This is a genomic window from Streptococcus sanguinis (assembly GCF_900475275.1).
GTDB lineage: Bacteria > Bacillota > Bacilli > Lactobacillales > Streptococcaceae > Streptococcus > Streptococcus sanguinis_N.
In genome coordinates this window covers 199,962-212,921 of the sequence record NZ_LS483364.1, presented here as the reverse complement: position 1 = coordinate 212,921, position 12,960 = coordinate 199,962, and the positions used below count along the sequence as shown (strand labels likewise).

15 protein-coding genes are annotated in these 12,960 nt (G+C 40.7%); 12 read left to right on the top strand and 3 right to left on the bottom strand.

Annotation, left to right across the window (positions count from 1 at the left end; all coding sequences use genetic code 11):
* The first annotated feature begins 22 nt into the window (after window positions 1–22).
* The 11 genes from DQM55_RS01160 to DQM55_RS11700 all read left to right on the top strand — a co-directional run bounded on the left by DQM55_RS01160 (window position 23) and on the right by DQM55_RS11700 (window position 7,831).
* Window positions 23–319 carry a hypothetical protein gene (locus tag DQM55_RS01160; protein ID WP_111675205.1) on the top strand — a complete coding sequence of 99 codons (297 nt, stop codon included), beginning with the start codon at window positions 23–25 and terminating at the stop codon, window positions 317–319.
* Window positions 309–551: a hypothetical protein gene (locus DQM55_RS01155; protein WP_111675204.1), complete on the top strand. Its 243-nt coding sequence runs from the start codon at window positions 309–311 to the stop codon at window positions 549–551. Before DQM55_RS01160 ends, DQM55_RS01155 begins: the two co-directional genes overlap by 11 nt.
* Before the next feature lie 10 nt (window positions 552–561).
* Window positions 562–780 carry a hypothetical protein gene (locus DQM55_RS01150; protein WP_111675203.1) on the top strand — a complete coding sequence of 73 codons (219 nt, stop codon included), beginning with the start codon at window positions 562–564 and terminating at the stop codon, window positions 778–780.
* Between the two features lies 1 nt (window position 781).
* Complete coding sequence (locus DQM55_RS01145; protein ID WP_111675202.1) at window positions 782–1,072, top strand: hypothetical protein; 291 nt, start codon at window positions 782–784, stop codon at window positions 1,070–1,072.
* Window positions 1,069–1,584 carry a hypothetical protein gene (locus tag DQM55_RS01140; protein WP_072074691.1) on the top strand — a complete coding sequence of 172 codons (516 nt, stop codon included), beginning with the start codon at window positions 1,069–1,071 and terminating at the stop codon, window positions 1,582–1,584. Before DQM55_RS01145 ends, DQM55_RS01140 begins: the two co-directional genes overlap by 4 nt.
* Window positions 1,581–3,230: a phage/plasmid primase, P4 family gene (locus DQM55_RS01135; protein ID WP_111675201.1), complete on the top strand. Its 1,650-nt coding sequence runs from the start codon at window positions 1,581–1,583 to the stop codon at window positions 3,228–3,230. The genes DQM55_RS01140 and DQM55_RS01135 overlap by 4 nt, the downstream gene beginning before the upstream one ends.
* A gap of 651 nt (window positions 3,231–3,881) precedes the next feature.
* Window positions 3,882–4,427 carry a hypothetical protein gene (locus DQM55_RS01130; protein WP_111675200.1) on the top strand — a complete coding sequence of 182 codons (546 nt, stop codon included), beginning with the start codon at window positions 3,882–3,884 and terminating at the stop codon, window positions 4,425–4,427.
* Window positions 4,428–4,439: 12 nt separating this feature from the next.
* A complete protein-coding gene (locus DQM55_RS01125) occupies window positions 4,440–4,769 on the top strand; it encodes a hypothetical protein (RefSeq protein ID WP_111675199.1) in 330 nt (109 codons plus the stop codon).
* A gap of 125 nt (window positions 4,770–4,894) precedes the next feature.
* The gene (locus tag DQM55_RS01120) at window positions 4,895–6,160 is read left to right on the top strand and encodes a phage portal protein (protein WP_111675198.1); all 1,266 of its coding nucleotides are present in this window, start codon (window positions 4,895–4,897) and stop codon (window positions 6,158–6,160) included.
* A gap of 920 nt (window positions 6,161–7,080) precedes the next feature.
* The gene (locus tag DQM55_RS01115; protein ID WP_111675197.1) at window positions 7,081–7,272 is read left to right on the top strand and encodes a hypothetical protein; all 192 of its coding nucleotides are present in this window, start codon (window positions 7,081–7,083) and stop codon (window positions 7,270–7,272) included.
* 214 nt (window positions 7,273–7,486) lie between these two features.
* Window positions 7,487–7,831: a hypothetical protein gene (locus DQM55_RS11700; protein ID WP_172454694.1), complete on the top strand. Its 345-nt coding sequence runs from the start codon at window positions 7,487–7,489 to the stop codon at window positions 7,829–7,831.
* A gap of 497 nt (window positions 7,832–8,328) precedes the next feature.
* Here DQM55_RS11700 and DQM55_RS01100 read toward each other — a convergent pair whose 3' ends face one another.
* Both DQM55_RS01100 and DQM55_RS01090 read right to left on the bottom strand, forming a co-directional pair.
* Window positions 8,329–8,778: an 8-oxo-dGTP diphosphatase gene (locus DQM55_RS01100; RefSeq protein ID WP_002899180.1), complete on the bottom strand. Its 450-nt coding sequence runs from the start codon at window positions 8,776–8,778 to the stop codon at window positions 8,329–8,331.
* A 265-nt stretch (window positions 8,779–9,043) separates the two neighbouring features.
* Entirely contained in the window at window positions 9,044–9,733 is a 690-nt protein-coding gene (locus DQM55_RS01090; protein ID WP_002893948.1) for a gamma-glutamyl-gamma-aminobutyrate hydrolase family protein, read from the bottom strand.
* Between the two features lie 228 nt (window positions 9,734–9,961).
* Here DQM55_RS01090 and DQM55_RS01085 point away from each other — a divergent pair, with 228 nt between their 5' ends.
* Window positions 9,962–11,935, top strand: coding sequence for a peptide ABC transporter substrate-binding protein (locus tag DQM55_RS01085; protein ID WP_111675196.1), 1,974 nt, complete (start codon window positions 9,962–9,964; stop codon window positions 11,933–11,935).
* A gap of 116 nt (window positions 11,936–12,051) precedes the next feature.
* On the opposite strand, the gene DQM55_RS11915 is transcribed toward DQM55_RS01085, so the two are convergent.
* Window positions 12,052–12,840, bottom strand: coding sequence for an ABC transporter ATP-binding protein (locus DQM55_RS11915; RefSeq protein WP_415244968.1), 789 nt, complete (start codon window positions 12,838–12,840; stop codon window positions 12,052–12,054).
* Window positions 12,841–12,960 lie beyond the last annotated feature (120 nt).

Here is a 12,960-nt window from a genome sequence, read left to right as displayed (position 1 = left end):
TATAAAAGCGAGGAACAAGAAAATGGCTGAAAAAACAGAACAAACTAAAACTGTACAACTTACTGTCGAAGAGCTGCAGAGCTTAGGCTGTCGACTGTCTAATATCCTAAAGACAATTAAATTGGATCAAGTGGCTCAAGCTGGGGTATCTCTTTCAAAAGACTGGGAATCATTCATCTTTACCGACATAGCAACAAGCTATCTAAGTTCTTCCTACGAGGTATTTGAAACGATTATCGCCGAGCTTGATGATATAGCTAGTCAGCTTTTGGAATGCGACGATGCTGAGGAGCTGGAGGGTTTTAGAAATGGCCGATAAATTTGAATTAAGCAATAATATTGTCAATTTCTCGGAGTATATGCAGGAGTTAAAAGACCAGGAAGCAAATCTAGCAAACTTTCAGAATGATGGATCATTCAATAGCATGGTTTGTGAGTTTGCTATCGGAATAAGTAACCATATAGGCAGAATAATCGGGATTTTGGAAGAACAACAGAAAACCATTCGCAGCATGGCCAAGGAAATTGAAAATCTAAAAAGAAAAAAGTGAGGCACGAACATTGATTAAGTCTAAAGATATCAAAGCAATAAAAGAAAGCCTTAAAGCTATTGAAACTTGCCAGAATGAGCCAACAAGAGAAGACCAGCAACTTATGGCCAAGATATTGTGTCAAACATTGGACCTATTGGAGCAGCAAGATAAAAAAATATTGCTTATGAATAAAACTCTAGGGAAAATTGCCGGCAAGGTTATGGCAAATCAGAGGAGGTGGCCTTGACATGGCACTATTCAGCGCAGAAACTGAAAAGGAATTAAAAACAGAGGCTCTATCTCTGGTTGCTGGCTTCTTGGAATCCTATGCACGTCCAAAGGCTAAACATCTGGGTTTAATGTCTGCTGTAGAGGTCCGAGAGGAATTAGGAATTAAGGCCAACACTTTGAAACGTTGGGAATTGGAAGGGGGGTTAAGACGCTACCAGCCACCTCTCGAAGATACTCGTAAGGTATTTTACAAAATAAAAGATATTTTGATTTTCCTGGGAGTAGATGATAACGGAGGAAGAGCATGAATACAATTATGGAATTAACTTTTACTCCTCAGACTATGAAACTGTTTAGCTTCTTGAAAGAAAACCCCACTGCTGTCTATAAAAAAGGGAATTACTACAAGTTCCTCTATTTTGAGCCACTGGATGTTTATATTTCAGAATTCACTTATAAAGGCATCAAATTTAGAAAGCTAGAAAGCAAGAATCTGAAACTGGCCGGCTGGAAATTAGTAAGAGATATGCCAATATCTCTGGCTAAGCCAGAACTAATAACCGTCTTAAAAGACCTTGAAAAAGTCAGAATCAAGGAAAACCGCCAGGGAACTGGGATAAAACTGACTGGCTGGATATTAGAAACTTTGACGCTAGGCCTTTACACCAAGCAAGAAACAGCCTTATTCGTCCGCTTACTATATATCAATGGCTATAGTTGTGAGGATATAGCAGGGTTATTCTCCGCTATTGTGAAGCGCCCAGCCCTTGCCAGATATTTTATAAAAGAATTAAGCAATTTAGAAAGGGGTGTAACTTGACAGAAAAAGAAATCATACAGTCGATCATCGAGGATGACAGAGGGGTAAAGCAGGATAAGTCAACAGAACTGGACAACCAGGAACGAGGGCAGCCCCAAGAATTACAAGAAGACTGTTATTTTAAGACTTTCAAGGGTGTTAGGAAGCTTTTAAAAGATGATCTCCAAAGTCTGTACGAACAGACTTATCAGAAAGCCTTAGCAACAGCTCCAGAAACTGCAGAAGAGACAGCCGAGGAAAAGGCTAGGAAAGCCGCCGCAAGGAAAATGCCTCGGAGCGCATTACAAATTGCTGAATTTCTACGCCAACGGCTACACTTTGTCAGATTAAAGAATGACATGGAGGGGCAACGGGAACCGTTGTATTATTACAATCCTGATAGGGGCTTCTACGAGACAAACGAGGAATTTATAAAAGATTTGATTTTCGTTGTCAATCCAGAGCTGACGGAACGCAAAGCCCTTGATGTTATCTATAAGCTATCCAGAGCAGCTATCAGCAGAAAAGCTGATAATCGTTATACTGCGCTGGGAAATCTGCTTTACAATGCTAAAACTGGCGAAACAGAGCCATTTAGCCCCCAAAAGCTTGTAATTAGGAAGATTGACTGTAATTATATTGCAGATGCAAAAGAACCTAATATAAAAGGCTGGAAAGTAACCGAATGGCTGAAAAATTTGTTTGGAGGAGACGATGAACTGTATAGGATGGCTCTGCAGATCATCAAAGCCAGCGTTACAGGCGAGAGCTTGAAAAATGTTTTTTGGCTACTAGGTAAAGGGGGCACTGGTAAAGGAACTTTTCAAGAGCTGATAAAAAATCTTGTAGGCGCTCAAAATGTGGCAAACCTAAAAATAAACGAGGTGAATAAAAGTCGGTTTGAGACCTCTGTACTGGTAGGCAAGACTGTTGTAATAGGTGATGATGTCCAAGTTCGAGTGAAAATCAAAGATGTATCGACATTCTTTAGTTTAACCACTGGTGATCCTATCAAAATTGAAGAAAAAGGGAAAACACCCTACTCTGTCAATTTAAAAATGACTATTATCCAGTCATCCAATGGCTTGCCTATCATAAACGGTGATTCTGATGCTATTGGTCGGCGATTCCGGATTTTGCCATTTAAAGGCGGTTTTGCTAGGAAGGTAAACCCAGCCATCAAAGATGACTATATCTGCCGCAGAGAGGTACTAGAGTATTTACTTTGCCTAGCTTTAAACACTAAGACAGATTTAAAGTTAAATCCTCAAGCGTCTCAAAAAGCAGTTTACGACTTTCAAGAAGAGGTGAATGAGGTGGTATCCTTTACTCGCCATTTCTTTAAGAAAAACTTAGTATCTTCCTTTCTCCCTAACTCCTTTGTCTGGTGGGTTTGGCTGAGCTTTAAAGAGTATTATCAGATAGAAAATGATCTGACTCCCAATGCTCTGCATAGAGAGATTAAAAACAATCTTCCAGATGGTTTTAAACCTAGCAAAGTCAACATTCCAGCTGGTCAAATGTTGCCAAGAGGATTTTCACCTAAGGAAGACCTCCCTCACTATGCAGCTAAAAACTACAGCACAGATAGAATGCAAGGCAAGGGAATAGAAAAGAGAGGGCAAGAAAAGGGTTATTTGAAAAACAAGGAATTGGATGACGGATGATGCCGGCAAGATGTCGGATAAGTGAAAAGCAAAAATCCTTTATTATCATATATTGAGTACCCTTTTGATGATTGATGACGGATATTTTTAAGAAAAATAGAAAAAATAAAAAAGAAAGGAATAAAAAAAGAAAATAAAAAAGAAATTAAAAAAAACCGTATCGCCGTCCTCATCCGTCATCAACCCTTGGTAATACTGGATTTTCAAAAATGAAAACCGGCATCAAAACCGGCATCAATTCAGGAAAAACCATCATCAATTAGAAAAAAACTTAAAACTACATCATATATTAGCAAGTTTCTAGCTCAGAGGAATTAGAAATACAGTAAGCAGCTCATGGTCTAGGATTTTCATAAACTAGCATGGCATGGTTGGAAATACATTGAATTTTAGCAATAAAAATCTATTGTATTTAACATATTGAGGATTTGTAAATTCATTTTTAGAAAAACAGGTCAATGCCTTGATAAGACTAAGGTTAAGCAAGGTTAGTTGAATCTAACAGAATGTAAGATATGTTAAATTCAAGCAGGAGAAAAAGGAGGTGATAATGTTAGAAAAACCTAGGATAAGAAATGAGACAAAACTATAAAATGATTGAAGAATAGAACTAATGAAGTAGATTACTAGCAAAGCAAAGGAGACAAAGAAATGACTGAAACACTAAACCAAATCAAAGCTGAATTGACAGCGATTGTTACAAACAAAAACCAAGAATGCGATAGATTGCGCCAGCAAATAGAGTCGCTATCTAAAGACATAAAGGAAAAGGAAGCAGAGAAGAAAGAAGCAGAAAGCAAAACTGACTATAAAATCTTGTCTGAAAAAGTAGGGGAACTGTGGAACTTAGAGCAGACTCAGAAGCTTCTGAATGATAAACTCAAGAAATTGGAGTCTACTCAGAGGATCACATCCGAAGAATGCAGAGAATATCAGGATAGGATTCATGCCGCAGCGAGAGAAGAGAGCGAGAAGCTGATTGAAAAGGCTAAACCGCTGTACGATTCATTACGAGAGCTATCAGCAAAATCAGGAGAAATTTATAATCAGTTTGATGAACTTACAAGACTCCTGACCTATGACGTTATGAACACTCCGTCTGTCCCCTCCCTGCCTCTTGATAGCTATCGCGGCAGATCCATTGCAGGGATAAAAGATGTACTTGATTTCGTTCAATTTGAAGAACTTAGGAAATAAGGAGACCATAATATGACAGAAACAGAACAGAACAATCCTTATTCTTGGTATGACAAGTTGGTTGAGGGAGCAACCCAGGAACAAGAAGAGCGACGCAAGAAAGCAGAGGAAGGCTTAGAAGCGATAAGACGAAAGTCTCAAGCTCAATATGATTCAACACAAGAACTCTGGATGAAATCACTGAACAAGATGAAAGAGGAGCGAGAAGCTGCAGGCTATCAAGCAGCAGAACTTGAAGCAAAACAACAGCTAGAATCTTCTAAAAAAGCTCACGGTGTAAAGACAGATGATGAAAAGGCGCTGGATGATGCAATGAGAAAAATGATAAAAGAACTAAAATAATTATTTTTAAAATTTTCTTTTTAAAATCTGGTATGGGGGGTATCCCCCTCCCCTTTGGAGCTTGAGAGCTTCACGCCGTCACTGTACAAATTTTCTCGCGCGAAATGAAAGGATATGAAAACAAAATGGATTTAAAAGGGATACCTTATCTAAGAAATAAGCTGGCAAATGTCAGGGATAGGGTTGACATGAGATATAAGCAGTACGCGATGCAATATCGTGAGAGAATGGTTAGCATCACGATACCAGCTAATATTCGTGAACAGTATAGAGCTGTTCTTGGTTGGACAGCTAAGGGTGTGGATAGTCTTGCGGATCGTCTGGTGTTTCGAGAGTTTGAAAACGATGATTTCCAAGTTAATAAGATTTTTCAGGCAAACAATCCTGATGTCTTTTTTGACTCGGCAATCTTATCGGTATTAATCGGCTCTTGTGCTTTCGTCTACATCTCCAAAGGCGAGGATGATACACTTAGACTGCAAGTCATTGAGGCCAGCAATGCTACTGGTGTGATAGATCCTTTCACTGGCTTGCTAACGGAAGGCTATGCGGTCTTGAAACGAGATGAGTATGACTCTCCTGTTTTGGAGGCTTATTTCACACCGACAGAAACCTGGTATTTATTGAAACATGGAGAAGATTTTATGATTCCCAATCCTGCAGGTACTCCTTTATTAGTTCCGATTATTCATAGACCAGATGCTGTGCGTCCTTTTGGACGGTCAAGGATAACAAGGGCTTGTATGTCATATCAGAGGTATGCTAAACGGACACTTGAGCGAGCCGATGTGACAGCCGAGTTCTACTCATTCCCTCAAAAGTATGTCTTGGGATTGAGTCAAGACGCTGAGCCGATGGATACTTGGAAAGCTACTGTCTCAAGCATGCTGCAGTTCACCAAGGATGACGACGGGGAGAAGCCTACAGTTGGTCAGTTCACTACATCGAACATGTCACCGTTTACCGAACAGCTTCGACTGGCAGCGGCCGGTTTTGCTGGTGAAATGGGGCTGACACTTGATGACCTTGGATTTGTATCAGACAATCCATCCTCGGCAGAAGCTATCCGGGCAAGTCATGAGAATCTGCGACTTGCTGGACGCAAGGCACAGCGCTCTCTTGGATCTGGTTTGCTGAATGTGGCGTATGTAGCAGCTTGCTTGCGTGATGAATGGAAATACTTGCGCAGGCAGTTTGTGAATACAGTCGCGAAATGGGAACCTCTCTTTGAGGCAGACGCTAGCACCTTGACCATGATTGGTGATGGAGCTATCAAGCTCAATCAAGCAATACCAGGATATCTTGATGCTGATATCATCCGAGATTTGACAGGTATCAAGGGCTCTGATAAGCCTACGAATGCTCAAGAGTCAGGTCAGGGTAAAGGTTAAAGATACTGTCCTGTATTTGCTTGACAACTCAGCGCCAGAACGGCCTCTACCTCTTCAGGAAGAATGACGGTCAGATTCTCTCTGAGGCTCTGATAGGCTCTTTAAAAGCTTCTAATTTGTCAGATGGCAAATGTGTATTGCAATATAGCTAAGAGGTTGTTAGAGGGCTTTTTAGGCGGTGATTATGACAAAGCAATCGTGTACTCATAGTTTATCTAAAATATTCTGAATGATGAATCTAAAAACAAGACCTCTGTTCATAGTTCGATTTTAAATCGATATAAGTTAGACGGCCTTGTAAATCAGCTAGACAGTAGAATCTTGATTTAAGGGTATAGCAGGAGCTTATAATTATCCAGATTCCTAATTGAAGTATATAAGAGGCACAGTAATTCCAGGTGTCCTGTTGACTACCTTCAGGAAGTGGGCGCAGGCAGATTGTCTATTCTAAAAAATGGAGTTCGGAGAAAAAGGCTGCAGCTGAAGAAAGAAAGTTAATCGGCCTGAAAGAAAGCAAGGAGCCTTATCAGAGCATAAAAAAAGAGAATTGACTATAGTGCCGACCGTGAAAACGGACAAGGGGCACGAAACCAATCCTCATTACTTAGAGTATACAACATTTTTGCTTGAAAAGAAAGGGAAAAGAGAGGAAATTCTGCTTGTTTGAACTTTGGGGCAGTTAACCTAAGAAAATAATTCTATATCTGATTTAGATATCAAAAACACTCCTATATCTGTGGCGAAATTTCAAGATTTTGAGTATAATGCCATTGAGAAATATGAGCGATTGATTGACAAGGCCTATATTCTGAAAATTTCAGTCTAAGTCCTGGTTAGACAAAGCTAATATTGAAAAAGAATCGCTATAGTAAGACCGGAGCACATATAGTCCCGACATATTATGAAAAGTGAGGAGAAAAATGAATTTATTACAATATAATAATAAAAAAGTTTCCCTGACGGATGTGGAAGGGAAGGTATGGAGCGGTACGGCTCATTATTGCGATGCCGAAAGTTACGACGAAGATGAAGATATGCTGGATATCAAAGTAGGTAACGAATATATTGTATTTTCAGAGTCTGAAATTTATTCTGTGGAAATTTTAAATTAGCATGTCGGTAGTTGCCGAGATGTTTTTATATTCTCAGAAAGAAGGAGAGATGTGAATATAGCAGTTGTAAAACGAGATAATCAATTAGTCGACATAGTTCAAAAAAGGAAGTAACCATCATTCCGACCACAAAGTGGACAAGGGGAACAAGATTACTTCCTTCATTAACTTAAGTATACAACATTTTTACTTAAAAGGGAAAGGATTAAGATACATGGTTTTAGATGAAATAGAAACAGCACGAAGAGCTTATTATTTTCTAAAGAGTTACAAATCGCTGCATACACTAACAGAACGAAAAAACGAGCGTGGAGCATTCAAGGATAAGGCTGTGGAGTTAGTTACAGAGATTGAAGCTTACAGAGATAATCTGGACGAGGTAAAGCGTGAGATATTCGCTAATTTGTTCACTACGAAGTCAAGGAACAGAAAAACCTTAGCCCAACTCTACAAGATTTTTTATATTGATAAATCCGAATATGAACGTCTCAAAATAGAATTCTTGCTTGATTTTGCTAAAAGCTATCGGGAGGGCGCTTTATTGGTGTATAAGACATGATTTTTATATCCTTGTTGCTCTATCTCGAACTACAAAAAGGAACTGACTTAGGCGCCGACCTCAAAGAGGCCATAGGGTGCCAAACCAGTTCCTTATCTAAGTTATCATACAACATTTTTTGTTAAAAATCAAAGTATTATGCCCTAGTGAGATACGTTACATTCAAAAAGTAAAATATGGTATAATGACATCAAGCAATTAAAAAAGCACGTTTGACCGTGCTAGTTCTTGCCTGCTGAACTCATAATTTTCACGCCCTTTTTAGGGCTTTTTTGTTCACCTTTTTGTGGACTAAGAGAGGGCATTAAATACCTTGTATGATATATAATTTCTTCTAAACCTTATACAATCAAGGGTTAATAGCTTAAAAAGGGCTGTAAGAATAACTAGAAGAATATTCCGCGAATTTTCATGCATTTCTCTTTTCTATTTTTGCTGTCCCTATTATACTAAATTCGCAAAGAACAAGCAAAAAAACCGCCGATTGGCGATTCTCCCTAGTATAGATCTCTGATGATCTCTCCATTATCCAGATAGGTAAACTGCTCCGTCAAATCTGATGTGAAAACTTGATACATTTCCTTAAAGCTCACAGCCAGCGAGTAGCTGTCAAAATCTTCACGGTTAATCCAGAACACCTCGCCTTCGTCGGATGAAACTAGCTCTCCTTCAAAACGATTGGTCTTGTAAAGAAAAACGATGTAGCGCTCATCTTTTTCAGTATAAAACTGCTTGACACCACACAAGCGAGGCTCATAGATAGTCAAACCCGTTTCTTCCTTGACTTCCCGTATCACTGATTTGACAAAGGATTCACGATTTTCAACATGGCCACCTGGAAAGCAAAGACCGGTCCAATCGTCATTTACTTTATTTTGCACTAAAATGCGATCTCCATCGTAAACCATACACATATTTGTTAAAATAACTCGCTCCGCTCTTGACATCTCTCTTCCTCCATCTACCGACCGATTCGCTCGGCCTACTTGTGACTCATTATAACATAAAAGACATCAAATTGTTGAAAATCCAGATTTCTCAGCCTTTCCAGCAAAAAAACCGCCAATTGGGCGGTTCTTATAGGGAGATTATTATGAAAAAGAAAAGTTTTAGGATTTCTAAACAAAGTTAGGAGGTCTTTGTTTATGGTCTTAGTATAGAACACTTATCTTAAATTTTCCTAAAAGTAACTTAAAAAAATAAAATAATTTTTTACAGCTCTTGCAAGAGGTACTGAAATAGCTCCAAATTGCCCTTTTCTTCGTTTATTAAAAACTCCGGATGCCATTGAAGACCTATGATACGATGATTGTCAACCGATTCAATCGCTTCGATGGTATTGTCTCTGGGATCAAAAGCTGTCGCGCGGAAATTAGGCGCCAAGTCTTTGATGCTTTGGCGATGGACCGAATTAATCTGGCTAGCCTGACCAAACAAGCGCTCCACAACGCTATCTTTCTCCGTACGAATGGAGTGCGAAGTACCAAATGGCAAGCCCTGCCAGTGATTTTCGATATGCTGATTAAGAGTACCGCCAAAAGCAACATTTACCAACTGCAGACCGCGGCAAATCGCCATGACTGGCTTATTTTGGCGCAGGGCTTCTTTCAAAAGTGCCAACTCAAACTCATCGCGGACAATATTGTAATCATCACTGTCGATGGTCTTCTCTTCCCCATAAAACTGCGGGTGAACATTTTGCCCGCCTGACAAAATCAGCTTGTCAATCGTTTCTACATAATCCTGAACTAAACTTTTATCCCCAACGGGAATCACCATCGGCAGGCCACCAACCATTCGTACGCCGTCCACAAACTTGCGTGAAACAGAGGTGTGAATATTTTTTCCAGCTTCATCAACTGGACAAAGATTGGCTGAAATTCCAACAATTGTTCTGCACATACCGTGATTCCCCCTTATTTTGATATAGTATATCTTACCACTCCTCTGCGAAGCCGTCCAATAGATTTTTTTAAAGCTGGTTATAAAAATTTTTTATCAGAATATGCAACACTACAAATCTCTTTTTTAAAATTTAGAAAAGCATTTCAGAATTGTCAGAAAATTATTTACTTTTGACAGAAATTTGTTATAATAAGCAGTGTAAAAACTCATGACTTGGAGGTCCCTATGAGAAAATCAAATATTCTTCTTGCCGCAGGGCTCACTCTGCTCTCTGTCGGCTTACTTACAGCTTGCTCTGGAGGCGGAAGTTCCCAATCCAGTAAAAAAATCTACAGCTATGTCTTTACGTCTGATCCAACGACTTTGGACTACATCCAGTCGGCAAAGGGGTCTACCCACGAGCTGACTACAAATGGTGTAGATGGCTTGCTGGAAAATGATAAATATGGAAACTTAGCTCCGTCTATCGCAGAAGATTGGACAGTCTCTCCAGATGGTCTCGTCTATACCTATAAGCTGCGCAAAGATGCCAAGTGGTATACCGCTGATGGCGAAGAATACGCAGATGTCACGGCTCAGGACTTTGTGGCAGGTATCAAACATGCTGCTGATATCAAATCAGACGCTCTCCCTCTTATCCAAGATTCTATCAAGGGGCTGAGTGAATATGCAGCTGGTACCAACAAAGATTTTTCAGCTGTTGGAGTTAAGGCACTGGACGATCATACGGTTCAATATACACTCAACAAGCCTGAAACCTACTGGAACTCTAAAACAACATCAGGTGTTATGATGCCGGTCAACGAGGCCTTCCTAGAAAAGCAAGGCAAGGAATTCGGTCAGGCAACCAAAGCCGATTCCATTCTGTATAACGGTCCATTTATCATGAAATCCATTACTTCTAAATCCTCTGTCGAATTTGAGAAGAACCCTAACTACTGGGATAAGGACAAGGTCAAGATTGATGGTGTCAAACTGTCTTACTACGATGGTTCTGATCAAGATTCATTAGCGCGGACCTTCGGAGATGGCGGCTACAGTTTGGCAAGACTCTACCCAGCCACTTCCAGTTATTCCTCAATCGCTGAGAAATACAAAGATAATATCTTCATGACAGAAGCAGGAGCGGGTGTCGGTCTAATCAGCTTTAACATTGACCGTCAAAGTTATAACCACACTTCTAAAACCAGCGATGAACAAAAAGAAGCTACCAAAAAAGCTCTGCTGAACAAAGACTTCCGCCAAGCTCTAGCCTTTGCCCTTAACCGCGAAAGCTATTCGGCTCAGGTCAACGGAGAAGATGCAGCTAAGCCAGCTGTCCGTAATCTCTTTGTTCCGCCAACTTTCGTACAAGCCGATGGCAAGGAATTTGGCACTCTGGTCGAAGAATCACTGGCTTCCTATGGTGACGAGTGGAAAGGTATCAAGCTAGATGACGGTCAAGACGGTCTCCACAATACTGACAAAGCCAAGGCGGAATTTGCCAAAGCCAAGCAGGCTCTTGCAAATGAAGGCGTACAATTCCCAATTCATCTAGACGTTCCTGTCGCTCAGAATTCTACTAACTTCGTCAACCGTATGCAATCTCTGAAACAATCATTAGAAGAGGCTTTAGGAAAGGACAATGTCTCTGTAGACCTACAGATGCTAGCTGAGGACGAAGCACTGAACATCACCTTCAATGCTGAAGCTGCTAGCCAGGAAGACTGGGATATCAACGGTCTCGTTGCCTGGGATCCAGACTACCAAGATCCTTCTACTTACCTGGACATTTTAGTGCCAGGTAACAGCACTCAGACCAGAACCTACCTTGGATTTGAAGACAAAGACAATGCTGCTGCTAAAGCTGTAGGACTAGATGAGTACAGCAAGCTGATCGAAGAGGCCGGAAACGAAACACAAGATGTTGACAAGCGCTATGAAAAATATGCTGCAGCTCAAGCATGGCTGACAGATAGCGCCCTCGTTGTGCCAACTATGAGCAGCAGAGGAGCAGCACCGTTCATTTCTCGGATTGTGCCATTTACCAACTCTTATGCTCAGACAGGTACAAAAGACGCCAACTATCATAAATACGTGGAAATCAGTGATGAGATTGTCGCGACTAAAGACTATCAAAAGGCCCAAGAAAAGTGGAAAAAAGAAAAAGAGGAATCCAATAAAAAGGCCCAAGAGGATCTAGCTAAACATGTGAAATAATCACTACTTTGATGTTAATTAAAAATCCAGCAGGAACAGAAACCTGCTGGATTTTTTAACTTTTCTATCTAATATTTTAAAAGCCTGGTTGATTATCCAGCTGCAAAACAAACCATCTACTCAAACACAAACTGGTTATGATAAAGTTCTGAGTAGAAACCGCCGAGTTTGAGGAGCTGGTGATGATCGCCCTGTTCAATGACCTCTCCATCTTTGAGGACAATAATCTGGTCAGCATTGAGGATTGTCTTGAGGCGATGGGCAATGACAAAGCTAGTTCGACCAGCTACAATAGCTTCCATAGCCTGCTGAATCTTGCTCTCTGTTACCGTATCGACATTAGACGTCGCCTCGTCCAAAATCAAGACTTGCGGGTCCGTCAGCAAAGTTCTAGCAATGGAAATCAACTGTTTCTGCCCAGTTGAAAAGATATTCTGATCATCATCCACCAAGGTATCATATTTGTCTGGCAGACTTTCGATATAGTCATGAATATGAGTCGCACGCGCAGCCGTTTCGACCATCTCCTGACTAGCATCCGGCACACCGAAGCGGATATTGTCCCGAATCGTGCCACTAAAGAGCACCGATTCCTGCAGAACAATCCCCACATGGCTCCGCAGACTGTCCAAGTCATAATCTCGAATGTCGCGACCGTCAAACTCAATACTGCCACTATCCACATCGTAAAAGCGATTGAGCAGGTTCATAATGGTCGTCTTACCTGAACCAGTAGGGCCAACAACAGCCGTCATCTTGCCCTTAGGGGCTAAAATAGATACGTCTTTGAGAATAGGCTTGCCTTCCACATAAGAAAAGTCCACATGCTTGATCTCCACGGAGTCTGTAAGCTCTGTGAAAACAGGTGCATTCTCTGGTCGGACTTCCTCTGGTGCATCAAACATCTCCTGAATCCGGTCAGCCCCTGTAAGGGCCAACTGCAAACTGCCCCAGCTGGCTGCAATCTGGATGATGGGCTGATAATATTGCTGGGAAAACTGAGTAAAAGTAGTAATCAGGCCAAC

Bases quoted from the DNA above. Each gene is read 5' to 3' on its own strand.
- DQM55_RS01090 (WP_002893948.1), bottom strand. From the start codon at position 9,733: ATGTGCAGAACAATTGTTGGAATTTCAGCCAATCTTTGTCCAGTTGAT.
- DQM55_RS01145 (WP_111675202.1), top strand. From the start codon at position 782: ATGGCACTATTCAGCGCAGAAACTGAAAAGGAATTAAAAACAGAGGCT.
- DQM55_RS01115 (WP_111675197.1), top strand. From the start codon at position 7,081: ATGAATTTATTACAATATAATAATAAAAAAGTTTCCCTGACGGATGTG.
- DQM55_RS01100 (WP_002899180.1), bottom strand. From the start codon at position 8,778: ATGTCAAGAGCGGAGCGAGTTATTTTAACAAATATGTGTATGGTTTAC.
- DQM55_RS01130 (WP_111675200.1), top strand. From the start codon at position 3,882: ATGACTGAAACACTAAACCAAATCAAAGCTGAATTGACAGCGATTGTT.
- DQM55_RS01120 (WP_111675198.1), top strand. From the start codon at position 4,895: ATGGATTTAAAAGGGATACCTTATCTAAGAAATAAGCTGGCAAATGTC.
- DQM55_RS01085 (WP_111675196.1), top strand. From the start codon at position 9,962: ATGAGAAAATCAAATATTCTTCTTGCCGCAGGGCTCACTCTGCTCTCT.
- DQM55_RS01125 (WP_111675199.1), top strand. From the start codon at position 4,440: ATGACAGAAACAGAACAGAACAATCCTTATTCTTGGTATGACAAGTTG.
- DQM55_RS11700 (WP_172454694.1), top strand. From the start codon at position 7,487: ATGGTTTTAGATGAAATAGAAACAGCACGAAGAGCTTATTATTTTCTA.
- DQM55_RS01155 (WP_111675204.1), top strand. From the start codon at position 309: ATGGCCGATAAATTTGAATTAAGCAATAATATTGTCAATTTCTCGGAG.
- DQM55_RS01160 (WP_111675205.1), top strand. From the start codon at position 23: ATGGCTGAAAAAACAGAACAAACTAAAACTGTACAACTTACTGTCGAA.
- DQM55_RS11915 (WP_415244968.1), bottom strand. From the start codon at position 12,840: ATGTTTGATGCACCAGAGGAAGTCCGACCAGAGAATGCACCTGTTTTC.
- DQM55_RS01140 (WP_072074691.1), top strand. From the start codon at position 1,069: ATGAATACAATTATGGAATTAACTTTTACTCCTCAGACTATGAAACTG.